Origin of the sequence: Acinetobacter proteolyticus (assembly GCF_000367945.1) — a bacterium.
GTDB lineage: Bacteria > Pseudomonadota > Gammaproteobacteria > Pseudomonadales > Moraxellaceae > Acinetobacter > Acinetobacter proteolyticus.
This window is the reverse complement of the sequence record NZ_KB849179.1, coordinates 3,597,263-3,619,064: the sequence shown is the minus strand read 5'-3', so window position 1 is coordinate 3,619,064 and position 21,802 is coordinate 3,597,263. Positions and strand designations below refer to the sequence as shown.

Here is a 21,802-nt window from a genome sequence, read left to right as displayed (position 1 = left end):
TCATAAAGACATACAACCAACTTAGACCACCAAATCGAGTACAATTCATCTGATTTAAAATATTGAGATTTTTCAGCATGTCTACCCAACCATGGCTCAACCAAGGCAGCCTTGTCCTTGCAAGTAATAACAAAGGCAAAGTAGTCGAATTTGAACATCTCTTTCAACAACTTGATCTTCCTGTCGAGATTATTCCTCAAGGTAAACTTGATATTGAAGATGCGATTGAAGACGGCCTCAGCTTTGTTGAAAATGCCATTATCAAAGCACGCCATGCGTCTAAACTTTCAGGTAAACCAGCGCTTGCAGATGACTCAGGACTTTGTGTGCCTATTTTAGGCGGTGCGCCTGGGATTTACTCGGCACGCTATGCGGGCGAACATGGTAATGATGCTGCCAATAACCAAAAATTACTGGCGGATCTTGCGCCTTTGCGTAAAGACGGCGAAGCCATTGAAGGGATGTTTGTCTGCGTATTGGCACTGGTCACTCATGCAGAAGACCCACTTCCACAAATTTTCCAAGGCATCTGGAAAGGTGAGATTTTAGCAGCAGCACGTGGTGAAAACGGTTTCGGTTATGACCCTTTATTCTGGTTACCAGAATTAAATATTTCCAGTGCTGAACTGAGCAAAGCTGAGAAAAATAAAATCAGCCATCGTGGTCAAGCCATGCAGCTGTTTAAAGCCAGTTTGGTTTAAAACCCTAAAGTGCTCTCCTATATGAGGGCACTTTTTATATGCAGCAATAGACCATAGATCACAATCACCACACAGCTTACGATGGTTCCCGCAGCAATATAGCGGGCTGAGATGCCCGTACCTTGATAATGGGTTTCCAACGCAACGATATTGGCGGCGGGTGGTAAACAAAATAGGAAAAACAAAACTGGGAGCAATGATTCAATCTGCGGAATCGCAATAAAATAATAGGTCAACGTACAGATCACGACGCCAGACAATAGCTTAAACATTAAGGTTCGAGTACTCAGCCACAAATCAGCCATATGTACGCGGGTATGTCTCAGCCACATGCCTAAAATACACATGCCCGCAAAGCTCATCCCAAATTTGGCAATATCATACAGTCCCTCTAGAACAAAATTACCCTGTAAACGATGAATCCCCAAGAGCCATAGAATTAAGGCTGCAAACAAGGCCAATACCGGTGGTGACTTCAGAACTTTTTGCAGTGTTGCAAGGTAATCAGTGGGCCCTTCTGAAACCGCAGCAACTGCCCAAATATTGCCAAACAATGAACCCCCAATATACAGCGCGATCATGGCACCACTGACCTGCTCTCCAAATAAGGCGATGGCAAATGGAAAACCTAACCAACCAATATTGCTATAACTCATACAGAGCGCTTGTAAGAGATCCTTTGAAAAATGGAAAAAACCATAAAATAAAAGAATCGATGTAATAAAACTAAATCCCATCAGTGCAAAGCTACCTGCCTGATAAAACACCATGTTGTAGATGATTACCACAGGAATAAATAAGCGTGCCAATAAGGAAGATAAGATTTTCTTCGCCTGTTCCGCGACTTTGAATTGAGCAAGCAACAGCCCAAAAATAAAGGCACTGATGGGGAGAATAAAGGTCATGTCGATCTGTTTTTATCATGTCTTGATATGTTGCTTATGCTAGCACTATTTAGCATTGGGTAAATGTGTTGTCTTAAAACTGCAATATAAGTGTCACATCTTTGTCATGGCAAGCTGTTGAGATATATCCAAAGTTTTATAGGAATAGAATGATGGCTGGTTTATCAATTTGGCACGTACTGATTTTTGCAATTGTAGTGATTCTACTGTTCGGTACATCAAAGCTAAAAAACCTCGGTAAAGACGTTGGCGGCGCTGTCAAAGATTTCAAAAAGTCAATGAAAGAAGAAGAAGCTGCGACACCTTTAAATGAACCTCGCACCATTGATGCTCAAGTTAAAAATACTGAAAGCTCAGTAAAAAGCTAAGCGAGCACGATTATGCTGAATTTGGGAATGACCGAAATCTTTTGCTTTGCCGTGATTGCATTGCTAGTGCTCGGTCCTGATAAATTGCCAGAAGCTGCACGGTTCGTAGCGAAATGGTATGGAAAAATTAAAAAGTTTATCAACAACATTCAGAACGAAATTGATCGAGAATTACGCCTTTCTGAGTTCCGCGAAGAAATGCAAAAAGAAATTGATAAAATCACTGAACTTGAACGCAGGATGCAACAACAGCTGGACGCGCTTAAAAATACACAAACGCCTTCTGAAGCTGAAGAAGTAAAAACTGAGACGAAAGCCCCGATCATCTATACGCTTTTTTCTCAGCAAGCGATCATCCCTTTCAGTCTTGAATATCAAAAGAAGTTACCTTTCAAACTAGCGCCGAATCTATCGACTCAACAGTTTGATCCAGAATTAAAGATTGCCGTATGAGCCAATTACCATCGACTTCAGTCAGTCCTGAGGAATCCTTACAACAAATGCCTGTCATGCAGCATTTGATTGTGCTGCGACAATATCTATTTAAGATTGTTGGGGTCACGATTTTTCTTTTCTTCTGCTTATTGCCCTTTAGAAATACGACCTATCAATGGCTTTCTGAGCCTTTGAGACAACAGCTGCCTGCAACCTCCACCATGATTGCAACCGATGTCACTGCAACATTTATGGCACCGTTTAAGCTGAATCTATTTGTCGCATTCATGTTGGCCATGCCGTATATCATTTATCAGATCTGGTCATTCATCAAACCTGCACTGTATGAAAAAGAACGTCATTTGGCTATTCCACTCTTATTAGGCAGTATTGTGCTGTTCTATTTAGGTGTGGCATTTGCTTATTTCATTACCTTACCAGCGATTTTACATTTCTTTATTAGTGTTTCCCCAGAAACAGTTGCACCAATGACAGACATCAACAGCTATCTCAGCTTCTGTCTAAAATTATTCTTGGTGTTTGGTTTTACCTTTGAAATCCCAATTATTACTTTAGTACTGATTTTAATTGGCGTGGTCAGTACCCAAACGCTCATTGAAAAGCGTCGCTTCATCGTAGTCGGGTGTTTTTTTGTCGCAATGTTTGTGACGCCACCCGATGCCTTATCCATGATCATGCTGGCAGTTCCGATGTGGATGCTATTTGAATTGGGTTTATTATTTGGAAAAATACTGGAAAAAAGAAAAGCCGCTGCTTAATTCAAATAGGTGAATAATCCCTGAAAATAGTTCAGGGATTATTTTTCTAATTCCATATTTATTAATTATTTACAAAATAAAAATTGTCTTCAAACTGCCTTCAAACTGTCAGAAAACTGTCATCTCCGCTTCATAGAATCGATCAGGATTTATTTACCATATATTACAGATACGGATTTACTATGACAGCCAATACCAATCAGCCAAGTCGTCGTGATATTTTAAAATGGTTCGCGGGTGTTCCGTTTTTACCACTAGGGGCAATGGGCACAGCAGCAGCTTTAACGGGTTGTAATGATGACAACGATAATAACGTTGTTACACCACCAGCAAAGTTGGTTAAATTTAAAAATGCCAAATTTACGCCAATGGCTGCACCATCAACCACAGCAGAAATGGCAACAACTTCTGTTAAATCAAGTTTAACAGTGACTTGGGAAGACAATACCAGCACTGAATATAAATTAGGTTATCAAGAATTTTTCCGTACCGGTATGGAAGTTGACAATATCAACGGCGGCAAAATTATCGCAGGTAGCTATTACGACATTAATAACCAACCAATCCGAGATACATCGGTTGTAGGTCAAGAGCGTCAATTCTTCTCTGACTGTCCAGATGGCTCTTCAATGATTCATCTCAAAGATGCAAAAGTTGACGGCGTCAACAATCCAGTGTTCCATGTGGTGCAGTTTGAATACACCACACAAAACTTGGCCAAACAAAGTATGTATGGTCAGTTGCCGTCGCCAATTGCCGTATTGACCTTAGATCAAGATCAAAAAACCGGACATCTTGCATTGAAAAAATACTTCAATGTCGATATGTCTAAAGTTCATGGTCTATGGATTACTTGTGGCGCTAGCCTTTCACCCTGGAATACACACCTTTCAAGTGAAGAATATGAACCAGATGCTTTTGATCAAATCGGTAGTACCTTAGCCACATTAAGAGCCTACAGTAAAAATCTATATGGCAATGAAAATACAGCTAATGCCTATAACTATGGTCATTTACCAGAAATCATTCTGGATGGTAAAGGACGTGGTACAGCGGTTAAACACTATTGTTTAGGCCGTATTTCACATGAATTGATTCAAGTAATGCCAGACAACCGTACCGTGATCATGGGTGATGACTATACCAACGGCGGTTTCTTTATGTTTGTTGCAGATAAGGAAAAAGATTTATCTGCGGGGACGCTATACGTTGCAAAATACACTGCTGAGCTGAATGAAACCTCTACAGCACCAATTAAATGGATCAAACTGGGTCATACTGACAGTAAAACCATTGAAGACTTGGTCAATGTTCGCGGCATTAAAGCTGAACACATTATGGAGAGCTTAACCACGGCACCTGCAGACTTAACGGGTTATACGCAGATTGTCCTAGATAAGAAGACACTTTGGATCAAGTTAAAAGAAGCCAATAACGGTTTCAGCAAAGCAGAAATCGAATTAGCTGCTGCCTTCCTCGAAACGCACCGTTATGCAGCCCTCAAAGGCGGTAGTATGGCATTTACCAAGATGGAAGGAACCACCGTGAATATCAAGGACAAGGTGGCTTATTCTGCACTTGCCAATATTCAAGACTCGATGATTGAGGGTAAATCGAGCTGGGTTGCTGCACATAATGTCAAATTCAAGAATACATTGAAAGCAGGCGGTGTACTTGCGCATGACCTGAAAGGCAGCCAAGTTGACCACCTAAACAATGTGATCAATAGTGAATGGACACCTTACCAAAGCCATATGGTTCTGATGGGCAAAGATATTCCAGTAGATAGCTTGGGTAATACGGCTGATCCCAATAACATTGCAAGCCCAGACAACCTAAAATTCTCTGAAACTTTACGTACTTTGTTCATCGGTGAAGATAGTGGTAACCATACCAATAACTTCCTTTGGGCTTATAACGTTGAGACCAAGTCTTTAGACCGAATTCTGTCTACACCAGCAGGTGCAGAGTCGACTGGTCTACATGCAGTTGATTCGGTCAATGGCTGGACCTATATCATGAGCAACTTCCAACATGCGGGTGATAGCTCAAGCCTTCCTGCTGAATTAAAAGCAAAAGTATTAGCCAACTACAATGGTGGTTATAGTGCAAGTGTCGGCTATATCACTGCTGACCCAGTCGGACCATCGATTGAGAAGAAAGCTTAAATTTCAGCGTTCATCTTAAAAAGTAAATGCCGACATCATGTCGGCATTTACTAATCTCAATCCATCACAATCCAACCATTCGGCTAGCGCTGGTGTTGATATAAAATGAATCGAACAGTAGGCTCATTTTATTCAAGTATTCAAATGAGCGTATTCGCTTAGCCAATCTATTTTTATGATAAAAAAAGCCCCTTTAAAAAGGAGCTCAATTCAGTCAATCCAGCTTTATGCAATTAATCACCAAAGTCTGAATAATCTTTGCTGGTAAATTTACTGTAGCTTTTCCAAGGTTCTGCAATATTGACCTGTTGGATATTGGCTTTCAGAATGTCATAGCGCAAACCATCTAGACTGCGCACTTCAACTCGTTTGGCAATGTTATTGCGATTATCCCATTCAATATTCATTTTATTTTTCTTATTCTGGCTTTCATACCAAGTGCTGTTGCTGTCTTTTTTCTTGACGGTCATTCCCTTTAAACTTTTAGGGTCAATCAAAAAATACACACAGTTCCAACAGTTGCTGAGTCCTAACATATCGACATCCGCATCTTGCAAATGGACCACAGTTTTATCTTCCATCAGCACCAAATTGAGTTTGGGCTGTTTTTTCTGATCAATAAAATAATGTTGGGCTGCTTCCGCTAAATCTAAATGTTTATGCCCACCCTTTTCATGTCCATGTTGATGATGTTTAGGCAGTACACGTTCAATCCAGATATTCTGAGTATTACGATACATGCGCTCCTGAAACACACTGGTACGTGTCACTCCATCATTGCCAATGGTTTGGGTCTCACGGGTAATATTGGCACTTAATACTGGAGCTGCATGTAAAGATGTCATTCCCAGGCTCAGTAATACTGCACTCATCACTAGACGCATGTTATTTCCTACATAAAAAAACCTCAGTCATAGTGACTGAGGTTGTTTGCAATATGATGAAAATCTTCAATAAAGTGTTGAGGGTCGGTTAACATTTCAACCATGCCTTGCGTTATTGGCTAAAACAACAGAAACAAGGCATGAAACGCAGACAATGGCTATCCCCCTTGTCAAGTTTCATAACGCAGTTTATGGAAGTTTTAGCCATAACCCTACGGGACAGGGGTGTTTTTTGCCGCTACTTTGTTAGGTCTTGCTTATTTAGAATGACTAAGTTTCACAAAACCTGCCTTGTATCGTCTAAAAACATCCTCTGTCGCAATGAGAGCTATCGCTCGTAAAGTGAAATGTTAGCAGACCCTATTTAAAACCAAAGGCTTCTTTTAACTTGCTGAATACCCATGCATTTTCACGTGTACCTTTAAATACTTGTGAACCCGCGCCTTCTGCAAATAACAGTACATCACCACCCCCATGGGTTTCGGAACCAGGATTGCCGAGTTTTACACCAACTTCTTGTAAATAATCATCTGCAGCTGCGTCATTGTCAGTAATGTCGATGCGCGATGTTGGACGCGGGCCACCACCATTACCAAATACCAAGGTGGTTGAGGTTTTACCATTGACATCCAGATTCGGTGCATGCTTCTTGCCGTCAGCCAATACACGCGTACGGGCGTCTGTTGCTTTGGCTTCTTGATAGCTATAGCTCAAACCCAAAATACCCGGGTTGGTGGTTGTTGTTTTCCCCGTACGCGCGGTATAACCGTTAAAGGTCATGGTATGGTCATGGTCAGCGGTCACAACGATCAGGGTATTCTTTAATTCAGGGTCAGTTTTCTTGATTTTATCCAATGCCGTCTTAATTGCATTATCAAAAGCAATGGTGTCTTGCAATGCGCGTTTGGCATTGGTTCCATGCAGGGCATGGTCAATACGCCCGCCTTCCACCATCAAGAAAAAGCCTTTGCCTGCAGTATCTTGAGCTTGTAGTAAATCAATCGATTTTGCGGTCATTTCAGCCAAACTTGGTTGGTTTGGCGCTGTTCGTGCTCGGTCTAAATCGTATTCCAGATGTGAGGTTGCAGAATAAAGACCAATATATTTTTTATTCAGTGGCGCTGCATCCATCTCTGCTTTGGTTGCACCTACGGTGTAGTTTTTAGCTTTTAATTCATTCAGTAAGTTACGCCCATCAACACGACCCTTTTTATTGTCAGTCGCATTATAAGGGGTGAAATGATTGCGCCCTCCACCCATCAATACATCAACGCCATCTAACAGTTTTGTATTATAACCTGCACCACCAGGAATCACCTGACGCGCAATCTCAAACTGCGCATTACGATTACACACATGAGCAAAGGTCGCCGCTGGAGTTGCATGGGTCAATTCTGTGGTGGTAATGGCACCGACTTTCTTGCCACTGGCTTTAGCCAATTCCAAAATCGTTTCCGCAGGACTTCCTGCCGCTACACTCGAACCTGGGGTTGGGCAATTATTAATGGCATTCGATACTTTGGTACCATCTGGTGCTGTACCCGCACTTGGTTCAACCGCGATCGTTCCAGGCGTCATCCCAATCACTTCATTACGAGTTTTCTTGCCCGTCATATAAGCAGCCATTGATGGTGCACTGTCGGTGGTTTGACCATCTTCTGAATAGGTCTTGATACGTACAGTACGACGTAAGGTGTCCATGGTTAATTTGCCAGATTCACCATAACCATAAATACGGCTTGCTGTGACGGTGGTTGGGCCCATGCCATCACCCAAGAAGAAAATGATATTCTTGGCTTCACCCGCAGCTTGTGCACCAGTGCTTGCAGCAACTAATGTAGCAGTTAAAACAGATGCTTTCATACCGAACTGACCTAATTTAAATTGTTTTAACATCATCGTTCTCCAGTCTGTTGTTATTTATCTAGGCCAATGGCTTTGCGAACTAAGTTAAAGACTTCGATGTTTTCAAGGCTACCGTGGAAGTTGTCTGAACCAACACCAATCGCACCCAGGAACACATCGGTACCCCCATGTGTTTCACTGTCTGCAAACCCAGTTTGCACCACAGCCTCTTGCTGGAAGTCATCTGCAGCAGTACCCGTGCACCACCCTTCTTTGTCGATATCCGTACCACGACTATCAGTAAATTTACCCGCTGGGCCCGTCACTGGATTACAGCTGTCGTTATCGGCCAATGCCCCACGCGCTTCGATACGATCATTGTCTAAACGCTTTTTACCTGTACCAAAGCCGATAATTGGATATGGGTTACCATTCACATCGGTTGAGAAACCTGCTTTGTTATAGTTTTTGACTAAACCGAGCACACTAGTCTCTGCTCCTTTCACATATTTACCGGTACGTTTTGCATAACCATTCAAGACCATGGTGTGGTCATGGTCAGCCGTGACCACGATCAAGGTATTCTTGAGCTCAGGATCGGTTTGTTTAACTTTATCAATCGCAGCTTTGATTGCATTATCAAACGCAACCGTATCTTGTAAGGCGCGCTTGGCATTGGTGTCATGCAGAGCATGGTCAATACGTCCACCCTCAACCATCAAGAAGAAGCTTTTGTTTTTTGCTTGGAGGACATCAATGGCCTTGGTGGTCATATCAGCAAGACTTGGCTCATCAATTTTCTTATTGGTACGATCCAAGTCATAGTTCATATGGCTGGCATTGAATAAGCCCAATAATTTCTTGGTTTTACTCGGATCAATTTTGGTTAAATCACTTCCGCTTGAAACAAAGCTATAGCCCTGATCTTGCATTTCTTTGATCAGATCACGGCCATCAGCCCGTTTACCGCCCGATACTGTCGTTGGTTTAAACTGGCGTAAGCCACCACCCAAGACCACATCCACACCATCGTTTAATTTAGTGTTATACGCGCCCCATCCTGTTCCCTTACCCGCAGGAACCAATTGTGCTGCGATATCATTTTCAGCATCACGATGGCACACATGCGCATAAGTGGTGGCTGGTGTTGCATGCGTCACACGGGTTGTGGTGACAAGCCCAGTCCCCATGCCTTGTGCCTTAGCAAGTTCCAGCAATGTTTCTGCTGGCTTCTTGCCTTTATTGGCTGCAACATCGTCACAGGTACTGGTACCGTCTGCTTTCGGTGGTGATGCGATGGTACCTGACTGCATGGAAATGACTTCATTGTTCATTTTCACACCAGTCATATACGCTGCCATAGATGGTGCACTGTCTGTCACCTGACCATCTTCTGAAAAGGTACGCACAAATGCAGTTTCTGGGAGCGTATCAATGGTCAAATCTCCATCTTCCCCAACGGAATAAATACGCGATGCGGTTAAGGTGGTAATCCCCATCCCATCGCCCAAGAAGAAAATTACATTTTTTGCGGTTGGTGTTTTTGGTACTTCTGTTTCGTCATTATTATCACTATTGTTACAAGCAGTCATTCCAGCTGACAAAACTGCCATTAAACTGACCGCCAATAGCTTTTTGGAAAAGCCCGTCTTTGATAAGAACATAGAATATCCCCAGATGTATTGTTTGGACGTAACTTGATTGACTAGACCATAACAATGCTGGGTGACCCTTTTATGTCACCTTGATGACAGTATTATTTCATCTTGTTGTTTTATATAGACAATTATGTTATAACATATCAACCTAAAGATTCAAATCGATGTGCAGATCAACCACCTGCCCCTGCTGTTCTCCTTGTTGAGATTTCTCCAACCATTGCCATTCAGTGTCCGTCAATCTTAAAAAATTAGAACATCGTGTCCCATAAATTGGACTTTGAATAAAGGTGGACGACAATAAGGCCTCCATCTCTGGATTAATTCCCGTATCGGGTAGCAGATTGGCGATAACTTTACGCTCATCTTCCAAAATATCCCAAGCGGCGGCATCAATTGCGGATTCAGCAATTTGTGGTTGCTGCAACATCGGTAAAAATTCTTGAGTAAAGCGTTTACGCAAATGTCGAGTCTTGGCCCAATCTTCTGACATGAGACCATTGGACACCACATACACCCCATTGGCGAGCACTTGAGGGGCTTCACCACGGTTACTCATATATACTGCTTGGGTTTGATCTCCGACAAACAAATTAAAACCTGCATAATCCTGTTGCTGTTGTTCCAATTGCTGCGCAAAACGGATCGGGGCTAAATTACTTTCTAAAAAAGATTGAATCAGATGCCCGCGAGAAGTCGTATAACTTTTTTGATCGCGACCATTACGGAAATTGGTGACAATCGCCCAACGCCCCAATGCTGTCACCCCCATCCAGGTTCCACCTGATTGTAAATCCTGTCCGGCTACAATGCTGCTATTTTGCCATGCATGCAAGGCAGCACTGGGCCGATGATAAAATTCATCCCGATTTGAGATTAAACACAGCGGCATCTCATCTAGCACCTGCCATGCAAAAGCGACAATACACATAATTCCTTTTTCTCCCACGTTTTGGGACATCGATCTTTCACATTGAATGTACAACATTTTTCACATCATTCCGCTACAATCTGCTCAAAATATAAAATTGAGGAGCAGCGATGCTGACCTATCCAAATATTGATCCAGTTGCGCTGAGCTTAGGACCCGTCAAAGTGCACTGGTACGGGCTGATGTATCTTCTGGCTTTTCTATGTGCATGGGGTTTAGCATCGTATCGCGCTAAACAACGTGATGGCTGGACAGGCGACATGGTGTCAGACCTGGTCTTCTACGGCGCATTAGGTGTTGTGCTCGGTGGCCGTGTCGGCTATGTGCTGTTCTACGAATTTGGTAAATTTTTAGAAAATCCATTGTGGTTATTCCAAGTCTGGACTGGTGGCATGAGCTTCCACGGCGGCTTCCTCGGTGTGATGATTGCGATGCTGTTTTGGTGTAAAAAATACCAAAAAACATGGTTCCAAACCTTGGATTTTATTGCGCCATGTGTGCCAACAGGCTTAATGTTCGGGCGTTTTGGTAACTTTATTGGCGGTGAACTGTATGGTCGCCCAGTACAAGACCCAAGCTATCCCTTTGGAATGATTTTCCCAACAGATCCACTCGGTTTGGTGCGCCATCCCTCACAAATCTATCAAGCACTGTGTGAAGGTTTGATCCTCTTTATCGTATTGTGGTGGTTTAGCTCTAAACCTCGTCCGCGTATGGCCGTTTCAGCTCTATTCCTTGTCGGCTATGGTATTGCTCGCTTCTTTATGGAATTCTTCCGCGAACCCGATGCAGACCAAGGCTACATTTTATTTGGCTGGATGACCAAAGGCCAGATTCTCAGCTTCCCAATGATTATTATTGGTCTGTGGATGATCTGGTACGCTTACCGTAAAAACATCTATGACTGGCAGTTAAAGAAATAATAAAAATGGGAGCGAATGCTCCCTTTTTTAGCCCAATAATTTAAGCTATTTATCAATCTTTTTATCAATCTTTCAAAAACAGCGTATATTGATTCTATTCCTTTCAGGAGAGAGTCGATGCAGCAACAACGTCAGCATCTCGCCCACTTTAAAGTGCATGAGCTGGTTCTTAGCCTCTCTCCCCTACAGTTCAATCCGCAGCTGGTCTGCCAAATCGAAAAATCACTTGAACTCAGTTTCATCAACGACAATGAGCCGCATCGGGTATGTTTCGCCAACCAAAACACCGAATTACAAGATGCCTATAAACAGGTGTTTAGCGCAGTTGATCTACTCGATTATCTCTATGCAAGTTTAATCTCAGACCAGCAACATGCAGAAAAAATACAACTACAGAATCCTGCCTTAGCCCCGATTCCCTACCCAACTGACAATCTTACTTTCTGGAGAATGGTCGCAACTGGGCGGCAATATCGACTTTCGCTGAGTTAAAATTTTCCAGCCAACGCTTTTACTACTTCACCTAAACGCTTACCTTGCGCTTCACACAAGATTTTCTCATCTTGACTTAAGCTCTGATCATGACGTGGCCCGCTAACATGACTGGCACCATACGGTGTTCCACCAGTTTTGGTATTGGACAAGGCTGGAATCGAATTGGGTAGTCCCATAATCATCATTCCATGATGAAACAACGGCGGTAACATGCTCAACAAGGTACTTTCCTGACCGCCATGCATTGAACCTGATGAGGTAAACACACAAGCAGGCTTATTATGCAAAGCACCATTCAGCCATAGGCTGGTGGTTTGATCCCAAAAGTACTTCATCTCACTGGCCATATTGCCAAAACGCGTTGGCGAACCCAAGGCCAAACCCGAACAATGGCTGAGATCTTCTAAAGTGCAATAAATGTCGCCATCTGCCGGAATACTCGGTGCCGCTTCAGTCACAACGGTGGCTAAATTCGGCACGGTACGAATGCGCGCCGTCACCCCTGCAGCTTCAATTCCATCGGCAATCAGATGCGCCATTTGCTTGGTTGAACCATATTTACTGTAATAAAGAACAAGAACGTAAGGTTGCATCACTTTCAAGAATTTTGTTAAAAAGGACACTATACGACATTTTTTACTTTTTGAGCTGTAGTAAATCCTGTGATTACACAGGATTTTTATTAAAAATAACTAGGATAGAACCCATGATCTTAAATCGTTATCTAAAAAAACTGCCTTTTTTAGAAAAAACATGGTTTCAATTTATTGTGTTTGTGTTACGACGCTTTGAAGCAGATCGCTGTCGGGAACAGGCAGGTGGTTTAACCTATACCACCCTGTTTGCAGTGGTACCGATGCTGACGGTTTTTTTAGTGATTATCTCCTCGATTAAAGCTTTAGAACCCGCCAGACAGCAACTACAACAGTTGATCTACAGTAACTTTCTACCAAAAAGCACCATTGCTTTTGACAAGGCCCTCAATGCCTTTACCGAAAAATCCAGTAACCTGACCATCATTGGTGTGCTGTTCCTGTTTGTCACCACCGTGCTGATGCTGACCTCGATTGAGAATGTATTTAACCGGATTTGGCGAGTGAAGGAGACTCGAACGGGTTTGGTCGGTTTTATGCGTTACTGGACCATCATTTCATTAGGACCCATTGTTTTGGGCAGTGCCTTTGTGCTGTCTTCGACCGTAGCATCAATCAATGTACTCAGTAATAATTTTGCGGGTTATCAACTCGATGGTGCTTTTATTCTGTGGTTGATTTCATTTTTATTAACCATTATCGGTTTCTTTATTTTATATTGGACCATTCCCAACCGTATTGTTCCTGCCCTTTCAGCACTGATCGCAGCCTGCTTTAGTGCGACCATCTTCGAAATTTTGAAGCGCTTTTTTGGTTGGGTGATGAGTAACTTTACCAGCTATGAAATCGTGTATGGTGCTTTTGCAGCGGTACCGATTTTCCTGCTATGGATTTATTTATCTTGGAACATTATCTTATTAGGCGTGGAAATCAGTTATGCGCTCACCGCCTTTCACTCAGGTAAAGAACAAAAGCGTCATCCAATATTAATGATGTTGGATATTCTGGAATTATTTTATAAAAAACAGCAAATCGGACAAAGTGTCAGTGAAAAAGAGCTGTTAAATATTATTGGTCGGGGTGAACTCGGCCGCTTACCATCTTTTATCTTGCAACTGGAAGCCCAGAACCTGATTATGCGCACGGATAAAGACGAATATGTGTTGGTCCGTAATCTGGCTCAGGTGGATTTCTGGAGCTTCTTCACCGCATTGCCTTATCCACTACCGTTACGTCCCGATGTTGAGCATATTCATCAGGACGATGAATGGATGGAGCGACTTGGCCCTTCCTTGGTTGAAACTAATGATTATTTAGCAGCCAAGCTGTCCATTCCACTGTCCACCCTATTTGAACAGAAATAAGTAAAAAGACCTCGCAAGAGGTCTTTTTTATTTCCTTAACCAGCCCTGTAAACTCACCACCACAATGCCAACCAAGACCAACGCAGAACCAATCACAAAGTTCAGCTCAATTTTTTCGCCCAATAACCAGACGCCAAAAGCCATCCCAAATAAGGGAGTCAGGAAGGAAAAGACGCCAAGGCGGGAAGCTAAATAATTTCGTAGCAACCAAAACCATGCCAAGAAACTGGCAAAAGAAACCACCAAAGTATGGAAAGCCAGACTGCCCATCACCAATGGAGTAAAGTGAATCGTCGCTTGTCCCAAAACAATCGCAGCGCCAAACAATAATACAAAACTACCGGCCAATTGATAAAACAGCGTTTGAGTCACCGCCGCTTGTGCAAGTGAGGATAAACGTACGGTAATGGTGGTTGCTGCCCAAGCAATACTGCCAGCCAAAGCCAGTAAGTCCCCCCACAACATTTGACGATCCGCAATTGATGCGCCTGAGTTAGTACGTAAGAACGTCACCACGATCCCTAAAAAAGCAATCCCGATGCCTGTCCATTGCAACAGACTCAAGCGCTCGGAAGGAAGCTTCCAATGTAGTCCCAAGGCGACAAAAATCGGTGCGGTATACAGCAGTACCACAGCATGTGAAGCCGAGGTTAATTGTAGAGCTTGTGCCAATAAAAAGAATTCTAAAGAAAATAAAAAGGCGACCAATGCGCCCGCTTTCAAATTCTGGCGATTAAAAAGCTGACTGGTTTTATCGAGGTAAAGTAAGGGTAAAAGTAGTATAGCGGCAAGGCCAGAACGTAGCGCGATTTGCATTAAGGGCGAAATATCAGGCGCTGCCATTTTTAAAATGACTTGTTGTAGTCCCCAAATCATACACAGTACGATCATCAGACTTGATGCGGTTGCATCTAATACTTTGCGCTCATCCATTTCGCATTCCTGATTTTATGGCTTGAGCCTCAATATAAGACTGTCGTATTTTCATGATATAGTGAAAATACGACAATAGATGCGTGTTTTCAGGCAATTCTCATGTTATGAAAAAATCAGCACAACGGATTCAAGATTTTCAGGCCATCCCGACCTACAATGAGATTCCAGCACCCTTGTGGCTACAGATCCGTGATGCACCTGCGGAGACTTTTTATCCCAAACATGCCCATGCTTGGGGGGAGTTTATCTATGCCTTCGACGGCGTTTTAGAAGTCAATATTGAGCAAATTCATTATTTAACCCCACCACCTTACGGGATCTGGTTGCCACCGCATGTACAGCATAGTGGTATCAATCGTAACGAGGTGACGCATTGCACCTTATACGTGCATGAATCCCTCTGCCGCAATATGCCTCAACAGGCGGGTATCTTATTGTCTGCACCTTTAGTCTCTGCGCTGCTCGAACATATTCGTAAACACCCCTTTGCTGAACAAGATCCAGAATATTTACGCTTGCTGCAAGTTTTGCTCGATTCACTGACTCATGCAGAGTTGGTGGGCAGTTATCTGCCAACCACGGAGCATCCCGCGCTGGCGAAAATATTGATGCACTTACATGAATTTCCTGCTGATAACAGCACTCTGGAACAGCTGGCACAGATGATCAATATGACTGAACGCACCCTTGCCCGTTATAGCCAAAAAGAGTTAGGAATGTCATTGCATGAATGGCGGCAACGTTTAAAAGTGATGAAAGCGATGTCGATGTTAAATCAGGGCAAGACTATTGAAAATATTGCGCTAGATTTAGGTTATGCCAGCTCATCAGCTTTTATTTATATGTTTAAACGCTGGATGCATTTCACCCCAGACCAGTTTCGTAAGCTGTATCAAGGCAGTTAAGTTGCTATCAACGCCTTAACGAAGATTGGACTCAACGGAAAATCATACTTTCAGATATAAAAAATGGCGCTGCTCTTCAGAACAGCACCATCCTTTTATTTCAACTTAGGCTTTGACAAAGGTATCCCAGTCATATTCGCCAGACTGGGTAATCAATTTCATGGTCAATTGATCATTGGCACGTAATGCCCCCACGCCTGCGGGTGTTCCTGTCATAATCACATCGCCTGCTTCCAGACTAAATGATTTGTTAATCTCAACAAGTAGAGTCCCAATATCAAAGATCATATCTTTAGTAAAACCATGCTGACGGTCTACCCCATTGATATTCAAAATTAGCTCTAGCTCTTGCAAGTCACCAATTTCATCTGCTTCAATCCAGTCCGCCAAAATACAGGCGCCATCAAAGGCTTTGGCACGTTCCCACGGTTCGCCCTTGGATTTTAAATCGCTCTGTAAATCACGCAGGGTCAAATCCAGACCTAAAGTGATTGCACCAATGGCTTCTAGGGCTTTGGCTGGATCGGTTTCTTGCGATAATGGATGTGCGATTTGCAAACAAATTTCGCATTCATAATGACATTCACCCAAAGCCTGATTCCAGCTCACACCTTGAGCTAAAGAGCCAATACTGCTTGGTGGCTTAATAAATAGCAAGGCACGGTCAGGAATGGCATTGCCCAATTCCTTGGCATGTTCCGCATAATTTCGACCGACACACACAATTTTTGAAGGACGTGTACTCATGAAAACTCCTTGTTCTTTCAACCGTCGATAAATTTACTTTTTAAAACTATTTTCAAATTTTGTTTGATCTGCTGAATCACTAAATGCACGTTTAGGCACGATCACCACAGTATGACTTTTCAGCTCCAACATGTAGGTCAACTTACCCACCGCAAATGATTGGACTTCAGCATATTGTGCACTTTGTTTTTTGCCTGCGGCATATAGTTCAAAATGATCTTGATAAAGATCAATGCCCTGCTCGCTTTTACCAAACTGATAACGTACAAATTGGCGCTTAAACAACATCGGTAATAACCAGTAGCGCATGACTGCTTGCATCACCAGGAAAAAAGCACCCAGTGCAACGTAATAACGCCCAACGCCAGAAAAACCTAAATAGACTCCCCACAAAATAATCGCAATACTGATCACTGGGGTTAAAAAGCGGCTAAAGGTTTTTTTGCCAAAAGTGACCAAAGCAAAACCATCTTGTGATTCTTCTAAATTCAAATAATAGCGCACCGATACACTTGGACGTTGTTCAGACATTTTTGATTTCTAACATTTGAAAAAAAACTGATCTATTAGAACATAAATGATTTAATGGGAAATCACATTTATCGCGATTTAATACAAAATTTAAGTGTGATGTTTTCTCTCTTTTGGGCTCGCCCTTTTATATCAATTTAGTTTTATCGATGAATTTAACAGTATGAAAATGATGAAGATGCCACAACAGTTTAGATCTTTGCTGCTTCTTTTAGGTCTTTTGATCACACTCAGCGCCTGTAACCAACAATCCTTTCTCGAAAAGATTGTACCGCCCCAAGAAAAGGCTTTTGCCGAGGATATGTTTAATCAACTCAGCAACAAAAACTATGCCGCAGTTGAGAAATATCTCAGTCCAGAACTGCAAGATGAATCCACCCATAGCACCTTGATCCAAATGGCGGGCTTATTTCCGGATGAACCCGTTAAAAATATCAAGTTAATTGCAGCCAATAAAAGCTTATTTAAAGATGTCGTCACTTATCAATTAAGCTTTGAATATGAATTTGCGGATCATTGGCTGATGAATAAAATCGTACTCAGTAAACAGGCAGATCAAATCCGTATTATTGGCATTCATGTTGAACCGATTGACCATTCAGTCCAAGCCATGCATGGCTTTACATTTGCAGGAAAAAGTCTACTGCATTATGTCGTGTTCATCCTTGCCATTGCGATTCCGCTGTTTTGTATATATGCCTTTATCCTATGCATAAGAACCCCCATGCAAAAACGGAAATGGGCGTGGTTAATTTTTATTTGCTTTGGCTTTATGCAATTTTCACTAAATTGGACCGATGGCAGTTACGCTTTTCAAATGCTGAGCTTCTTAGTCTTAGGTGCAGGTTACTTCCAGCAAACGGTCTATAGTCCAATTATCTTGCAAATTGCATTGCCACTGGGTGCCATCTTGTTTGTCTATCGTCGTAAAAGCTTAATGGCTGAACAATAAACTTTTCCCAGCCCCGCTCCAGACAGCCACTTGAGCGGGTTTTACACAACATGACTATTTTTCATGCATAAAAAATTTTATTAATAAGCAGTATTGATCGCTCTAGTGAGAGGGATCTGGTCATTGGATGAAATCACGGATAAAAATCAAAGGAATGTGATGGCTTATTTGAATCGTCTAATCTTGCCCTGTGTTTTATTCGGGCTCACACAAAGCTGTTTTGCACAAATCTTGCCTTGGACAGACAATATTCCGAGTGCCCTACAACCATTTCAAAACAATCCGCAACTGTTGGCCAGTTATACCCAAAACAATATTTTTATTTACGGTCATCCTGCAACCAAAACAGCGGTTCCGACACTGAAAAGCAATCCTCAGCCCAATGTCAGTTTTAACTCAGCCGCGATCATTGTTCCCGTTAATGCACAACAAGTGGCCAAAACACTGACCGATTTCAGCCATTATGTCGGATTATTCCCAACGCTCAAATCGGCGAAGACATTAGAACAGTCTGGCAATATTGTTCAAATGAAATATCGAGTCTCGATTCCGACCCCAATTCCTGTACTCAATTTTAATGAAGACGTCACCCTACAACATCAGATTAAGTCGAATAGTATTGCCAGTCTGGTGATTGATGCGCCGATTCCCTACGGCGTCGGTAAATTTGAATGGTTTGCACTGGACGAGAACCGCACCTTAATCACCTTGACCCAATGGGGTGATTTGAATCAACCCAAAGGATTTATTTTTAAGAAAATTCTAAATGCCATTCCTGAGGTCAAACTCGGAATTCCAAGTAGTAGTAATGCCTTTATTTTAGAATCCTTAAGAGCCCGTTTTATTCAATCCAATCTTAAACCACTCAATGCAGGACAAATGCCGAATCCGCAGTTGAATGCAGCACAACTGAATAAAGTCACACAATTGATTCAATCCGCTCAGCAACCTGTCAGTGTCATTCATGCACCGACCAGTATGCTGTATACCCATGGCCGAGAATCCATGCGTTTTACCACCACCTATGAATTTTATAAACAACCGACTCAACCCTTGCAGAAATGGCTGAGCCCATCGGCCTATCAGGAACTGTTCCCTCGGCAAATTAAAAAAGTGGTGACCACTCCCATCCAAAATCAGGCACAGGATGCGGATATTCAAGTCAATGTTGGTCTAGGTGTCATCAATATTCCCTTTGCCTTTAAGTTACGCTTTAACTATCCGCAAGCGGCTGAAAATAATTTTTATGCCAATGGTGGAGATTTGCGTTTTATTAAAGGAAAAATGCAGTTGAGTTCACTTAATCAAGGCAGCTTATTCAGCATAACCAGCGCGATGAAAATCGATGAAAAAGCCCCATTCTTGTTAAGGGCCATGCGCAGTCTGCCTTATCATGATGTACTTCCCGCCGTTGGGGGTAATGCCGTGTTTGTACAAAAAATTAAAGCAAAAACATAAGACGTAAAAAAACCGCATTTAAGCGGTTTTCTTTATTCAAATTGGTGCGCTCAGAGAGATTCGAACTCCCGACCCCTTAGTTCGTAGCCAAGTGCTCTATCCAGCTGAGCTATGAGCGCATATTTGATGAAGCGCATTATACGCACTTCCCCCCAAATGATAAGCCTTTTTTCACAAGATTGCACTCAACTGGCTATAGATTCGGCACTCTGTTGTTGTTTGAACAAAATACACCCATAATCACCTTAAAATTCTGCCGTACGCTCTCATTTCATTAAAATCACTCAAGCTATCCCTTTATAACATTCCTCTGATTGGTAAGTTTTTTTTAACAACATCCCCAAAACATGCTAAATACTACGACTTTAGATTTATGTTAATTTAAAAAAAATGAATTAAGAAAAAATTTAAAATATTGATCTTTATTAATTAAATATCATTAAAAATTTATTAGAAATATTTTTTTGCAAAGCAGTAACAAATCTTAAAAATTTCTTATTTCGATACCAACTTCAAACCTAAATATGACTTTAATTATCTGATAAAACAGACTAAATGAACTAAGTAAAAAACACTATCCTTTTTTAAATAAAATACAAATGTAAATTTAATAAAATTTATCAAGCCATAAATATATTAAAATTCAGTATCTTAAACTCATATTTAACAATCCATTTTTAAACCGTTACAGATTGACAAAATAATTGCCACATATAACACTAAATACGATTAATGTGACTTTAATCACAAAACCAAAACCATTTAATAATTACTCAAAACAACACAACTTTAAAAATATAGGTATCGTTATGCTTTTCAAAAGTCTTTTATCACCCATTAAAAGTATTACTTCAAGTTTAGTTGATAGTAGTATCTCGACATCACACGTTGGCGGTTCAATCCTTGCTCCATTATCCCTATCTACAATTACAAATATCGTTTCAACAAATACTGTAACGCATACGGTTAGTAATCTTACAGACGGAGCAGCAAGCAATCCAGTCAGCGCAATTACAGGTATTTTAGGAGGTGTAACAGGCGGTTCTAGCCCTCTTTCAACAGTGACAAATATTCTTGGTGGAGTTACTGGCGGTGCAGGCGGGAATCCTCTTGGTGCAGTAACAGGAATTATTGGCGGCATTACGGGTGGGACTGAAGGTGGTCCTCTCGGTGCTGTCACTGGAATTATTGGTGGCATTACAGGTGGGGCTGAAGGTGGCCCGCTAGGTGCTGTCACTGGAATCATCGGTGGCATTACGGGTGGAACTGAAGGTGGCCCTCTCGGTGCTGTCACTGGAATCATTGGTGGCATTACAGGTGGGGCTGAAGGTGGCCCGCTAGGTGCTGTCACTGGAATCATCGGTGGCATTACGGGTGGAACTGAAGGTGGCCCTCTCGGTGCTGTCACTGGAATCATTGGTGGCATTACAGGTGGGGCTGAAGGTGGCCCGCTAGGTGCTGTCACTGGAATCATCGGTGGCATTACGGGTGGAACTGAAGGTGGCCCTCTCGGTGCTGTCACTGGAATCATTGGTGGCATTACAGGTGGGGCTGAAGGTGGTCCTCTCGGTGCTGTCACTGGAATCATTGGCGGCATCACGGGTGGTGATTTAGCGAATAATCCAGTAACAGGTGTGATTCAAAGCGGTATTGATGTCCTTCAAGGGCTAGAGAGTTTAAAAACCGACATCATCAATACGGGCATTGATACTGTTGCAGGTACGATTATTAGCGCTGTTCACCAGTCCGAACATCCTATTGGAGACTTAGCAAATCTAGGTACCCTCACTTTTGAAACTTCTCGTGATACAGTTAATGGTACCCTCGAAGCAGTATCTCATCTTGCTGGTGCTGATCTTGGTGGCGCGACAGGTTCATTGACTGGTGTTGTGGGTACGCTTGTAAATAATAGTTCAATTGCATCAAATACAGTGCAACATATCATTGGTGATATCACCAACATTGGTAGTACAGGTCCATTAGGTACAATTACTGGCATTATTGGTGGCATCACTGGCGGAATTGGCGGCGGTGAAGGTGGTCCTCTGGGCGCAATCACGGGCATTATCGGTGGCATTACGGGCGGTATTGGTGGCGGTGAAGGCGGTCCTTTAGGTGCGATCACTGATATCATCGGCGGTATTACAGGTGGTGACTTAGGCAACAATCCTGTTACTGGTGTGATCCAGTCTGGTATTGATGTGCTTCAAGGTGTTGAAAGTCT

General features: G+C 42.4%; 20 protein-coding genes, 1 tRNA gene and 1 pseudogene. 12 read left to right on the top strand and 10 right to left on the bottom strand.

Annotated elements, in window-relative coordinates; translation table 11 throughout:
• Positions 1-77 precede the first annotated feature (77 nt).
• Complete coding sequence (rdgB, locus tag F993_RS00225; RefSeq protein WP_004657801.1) at positions 78-701, top strand: RdgB/HAM1 family non-canonical purine NTP pyrophosphatase; 624 nt, start codon at positions 78-80, stop codon at positions 699-701.
• Between the two features lie 17 nt (positions 702-718).
• Here the strand turns inward: rdgB and F993_RS00230 are convergent, their stop codons facing one another.
• Positions 719-1,606, bottom strand: coding sequence for an AEC family transporter (locus F993_RS00230; RefSeq protein ID WP_004657800.1), 888 nt, complete (start codon positions 1,604-1,606; stop codon positions 719-721).
• 152 nt (positions 1,607-1,758) lie between these two features.
• On the opposite strand from F993_RS00230, the gene tatA reads away from it, so the two are divergent.
• From tatA to F993_RS00250, 4 genes are all read left to right on the top strand, one after another.
• Positions 1,759-1,974, top strand: coding sequence for a Sec-independent protein translocase subunit TatA (gene tatA, locus F993_RS00235; RefSeq protein ID WP_004678519.1), 216 nt, complete (start codon positions 1,759-1,761; stop codon positions 1,972-1,974).
• Positions 1,975-1,986: 12 nt separating this feature from the next.
• Entirely contained in the window at positions 1,987-2,427 is a 441-nt protein-coding gene (gene tatB, locus F993_RS00240) for a Sec-independent protein translocase protein TatB (RefSeq protein WP_004657798.1), read from the top strand.
• Positions 2,424-3,188 carry a twin-arginine translocase subunit TatC gene (gene tatC / locus F993_RS00245; protein ID WP_004657796.1) on the top strand — a complete coding sequence of 255 codons (765 nt, stop codon included), beginning with the start codon at positions 2,424-2,426 and terminating at the stop codon, positions 3,186-3,188. The genes tatB and tatC overlap by 4 nt, the downstream gene beginning before the upstream one ends.
• A gap of 182 nt (positions 3,189-3,370) precedes the next feature.
• Positions 3,371-5,356, top strand: coding sequence for a PhoX family protein (locus tag F993_RS00250; RefSeq protein WP_004657794.1), 1,986 nt, complete (start codon positions 3,371-3,373; stop codon positions 5,354-5,356).
• A gap of 233 nt (positions 5,357-5,589) precedes the next feature.
• On the opposite strand, the gene F993_RS00255 is transcribed toward F993_RS00250, so the two are convergent.
• From F993_RS00255 to F993_RS00270, 4 genes are all read right to left on the bottom strand, one after another.
• Positions 5,590-6,240: a hypothetical protein gene (locus tag F993_RS00255; RefSeq protein ID WP_004657793.1), complete on the bottom strand. Its 651-nt coding sequence runs from the start codon at positions 6,238-6,240 to the stop codon at positions 5,590-5,592.
• Positions 6,241-6,600: 360 nt separating this feature from the next.
• Positions 6,601-8,136, bottom strand: a complete 1,536-nt coding sequence (locus tag F993_RS00260) for an alkaline phosphatase (protein ID WP_004657791.1) — start codon at positions 8,134-8,136, stop codon at positions 6,601-6,603.
• Between the two features lie 20 nt (positions 8,137-8,156).
• Positions 8,157-9,749, bottom strand: a complete 1,593-nt coding sequence (locus tag F993_RS00265) for an alkaline phosphatase (RefSeq protein WP_004657790.1) — start codon at positions 9,747-9,749, stop codon at positions 8,157-8,159.
• 142 nt (positions 9,750-9,891) lie between these two features.
• Positions 9,892-10,674 (bottom strand): NRDE family protein, encoded by a 783-nt coding sequence (locus F993_RS00270; RefSeq protein WP_032812632.1) that lies wholly within the window; start codon positions 10,672-10,674, stop codon positions 9,892-9,894.
• A 110-nt stretch (positions 10,675-10,784) separates the two neighbouring features.
• Between F993_RS00270 and lgt the strand changes: the two genes are divergently transcribed.
• Both lgt and F993_RS00280 read left to right on the top strand, forming a co-directional pair.
• Positions 10,785-11,597: a prolipoprotein diacylglyceryl transferase gene (lgt, locus tag F993_RS00275; protein ID WP_004657788.1), complete on the top strand. Its 813-nt coding sequence runs from the start codon at positions 10,785-10,787 to the stop codon at positions 11,595-11,597.
• Between the two features lie 117 nt (positions 11,598-11,714).
• Positions 11,715-12,089: a hypothetical protein gene (locus F993_RS00280; RefSeq protein ID WP_004657787.1), complete on the top strand. Its 375-nt coding sequence runs from the start codon at positions 11,715-11,717 to the stop codon at positions 12,087-12,089.
• Here the strand turns inward: F993_RS00280 and wrbA are convergent.
• Positions 12,086-12,685, bottom strand: a complete 600-nt coding sequence (gene wrbA / locus F993_RS00285; RefSeq protein ID WP_004657786.1) for an NAD(P)H:quinone oxidoreductase — start codon at positions 12,683-12,685, stop codon at positions 12,086-12,088. The genes F993_RS00280 and wrbA overlap by 4 nt on opposite strands.
• Before the next feature lie 113 nt (positions 12,686-12,798).
• Here wrbA and F993_RS00290 point away from each other — a divergent pair, with 113 nt between their 5' ends.
• A complete protein-coding gene (locus F993_RS00290) occupies positions 12,799-14,049 on the top strand; it encodes a YihY family inner membrane protein (RefSeq protein ID WP_004657784.1) in 1,251 nt (416 codons plus the stop codon).
• Positions 14,050-14,076: 27 nt separating this feature from the next.
• On the opposite strand, the gene F993_RS00295 is transcribed toward F993_RS00290, so the two are convergent.
• Positions 14,077-14,982: a DMT family transporter gene (locus F993_RS00295; protein ID WP_004657783.1), complete on the bottom strand. Its 906-nt coding sequence runs from the start codon at positions 14,980-14,982 to the stop codon at positions 14,077-14,079.
• A 107-nt stretch (positions 14,983-15,089) separates the two neighbouring features.
• On the opposite strand from F993_RS00295, the gene F993_RS00300 reads away from it, so the two are divergent.
• The gene (locus F993_RS00300) at positions 15,090-15,890 is read left to right on the top strand and encodes an AraC family transcriptional regulator (RefSeq protein ID WP_004657781.1); all 801 of its coding nucleotides are present in this window, start codon (positions 15,090-15,092) and stop codon (positions 15,888-15,890) included.
• 105 nt (positions 15,891-15,995) lie between these two features.
• On the opposite strand, the gene F993_RS00305 is transcribed toward F993_RS00300, so the two are convergent.
• On the bottom strand, positions 15,996-16,637 hold the full coding sequence (locus F993_RS00305) for a fumarylacetoacetate hydrolase family protein (protein WP_004657780.1): 642 nt from the start codon (positions 16,635-16,637) through the stop codon (positions 15,996-15,998).
• Positions 16,638-16,670: 33 nt separating this feature from the next.
• Complete coding sequence (locus F993_RS00310) at positions 16,671-17,168, bottom strand: YcxB family protein (RefSeq protein WP_004657779.1); 498 nt, start codon at positions 17,166-17,168, stop codon at positions 16,671-16,673.
• Between the two features lie 163 nt (positions 17,169-17,331).
• Here F993_RS00310 and F993_RS00315 point away from each other — a divergent pair, with 163 nt between their 5' ends.
• Together F993_RS00315 and F993_RS00320 are read left to right on the top strand one after the other, a co-directional pair.
• Positions 17,332-18,120: a hypothetical protein gene (locus F993_RS00315; RefSeq protein WP_228254121.1), complete on the top strand. Its 789-nt coding sequence runs from the start codon at positions 17,332-17,334 to the stop codon at positions 18,118-18,120.
• A 159-nt stretch (positions 18,121-18,279) separates the two neighbouring features.
• Positions 18,280-19,578, top strand: coding sequence for an SRPBCC family protein (locus tag F993_RS00320; RefSeq protein WP_032812630.1), 1,299 nt, complete (start codon positions 18,280-18,282; stop codon positions 19,576-19,578).
• A gap of 42 nt (positions 19,579-19,620) precedes the next feature.
• Here F993_RS00320 and F993_RS00325 read toward each other — a convergent pair.
• Positions 19,621-19,697, bottom strand: a tRNA-Arg gene (locus tag F993_RS00325).
• A gap of 690 nt (positions 19,698-20,387) precedes the next feature.
• Here F993_RS00325 and F993_RS20580 point away from each other — a divergent pair.
• A pseudogene (locus F993_RS20580) lies at positions 20,388-21,802 on the top strand (beta strand repeat-containing protein); the annotation flags it as partial.

Excerpts from the sequence above, each read along its gene's own strand:
- rdgB (WP_004657801.1), top strand. The coding sequence starts at position 78 with ATGTCTACCCAACCATGGCTCAACCAAGGCAGCCTTGTCCTTGCAAGT.
- F993_RS00230 (WP_004657800.1), bottom strand. The coding sequence starts at position 1,606 with ATGACCTTTATTCTCCCCATCAGTGCCTTTATTTTTGGGCTGTTGCTT.
- tatA (WP_004678519.1), top strand. The coding sequence starts at position 1,759 with ATGGCTGGTTTATCAATTTGGCACGTACTGATTTTTGCAATTGTAGTG.
- tatB (WP_004657798.1), top strand. The coding sequence starts at position 1,987 with ATGCTGAATTTGGGAATGACCGAAATCTTTTGCTTTGCCGTGATTGCA.
- tatC (WP_004657796.1), top strand. The coding sequence starts at position 2,424 with ATGAGCCAATTACCATCGACTTCAGTCAGTCCTGAGGAATCCTTACAA.
- F993_RS00250 (WP_004657794.1), top strand. The coding sequence starts at position 3,371 with ATGACAGCCAATACCAATCAGCCAAGTCGTCGTGATATTTTAAAATGG.
- F993_RS00255 (WP_004657793.1), bottom strand. The coding sequence starts at position 6,240 with ATGCGTCTAGTGATGAGTGCAGTATTACTGAGCCTGGGAATGACATCT.
- F993_RS00260 (WP_004657791.1), bottom strand. The coding sequence starts at position 8,136 with ATGTTAAAACAATTTAAATTAGGTCAGTTCGGTATGAAAGCATCTGTT.
- F993_RS00265 (WP_004657790.1), bottom strand. The coding sequence starts at position 9,749 with ATGTTCTTATCAAAGACGGGCTTTTCCAAAAAGCTATTGGCGGTCAGT.
- F993_RS00270 (WP_032812632.1), bottom strand. The coding sequence starts at position 10,674 with ATGTGTATTGTCGCTTTTGCATGGCAGGTGCTAGATGAGATGCCGCTG.
- lgt (WP_004657788.1), top strand. The coding sequence starts at position 10,785 with ATGCTGACCTATCCAAATATTGATCCAGTTGCGCTGAGCTTAGGACCC.
- F993_RS00280 (WP_004657787.1), top strand. The coding sequence starts at position 11,715 with ATGCAGCAACAACGTCAGCATCTCGCCCACTTTAAAGTGCATGAGCTG.
- wrbA (WP_004657786.1), bottom strand. The coding sequence starts at position 12,685 with ATGCAACCTTACGTTCTTGTTCTTTATTACAGTAAATATGGTTCAACC.
- F993_RS00290 (WP_004657784.1), top strand. The coding sequence starts at position 12,799 with ATGATCTTAAATCGTTATCTAAAAAAACTGCCTTTTTTAGAAAAAACA.
- F993_RS00295 (WP_004657783.1), bottom strand. The coding sequence starts at position 14,982 with ATGGATGAGCGCAAAGTATTAGATGCAACCGCATCAAGTCTGATGATC.
- F993_RS00300 (WP_004657781.1), top strand. The coding sequence starts at position 15,090 with ATGAAAAAATCAGCACAACGGATTCAAGATTTTCAGGCCATCCCGACC.
- F993_RS00305 (WP_004657780.1), bottom strand. The coding sequence starts at position 16,637 with ATGAGTACACGTCCTTCAAAAATTGTGTGTGTCGGTCGAAATTATGCG.
- F993_RS00310 (WP_004657779.1), bottom strand. The coding sequence starts at position 17,168 with ATGTCTGAACAACGTCCAAGTGTATCGGTGCGCTATTATTTGAATTTA.
- F993_RS00315 (WP_228254121.1), top strand. The coding sequence starts at position 17,332 with ATGAAAATGATGAAGATGCCACAACAGTTTAGATCTTTGCTGCTTCTT.
- F993_RS00320 (WP_032812630.1), top strand. The coding sequence starts at position 18,280 with ATGGCTTATTTGAATCGTCTAATCTTGCCCTGTGTTTTATTCGGGCTC.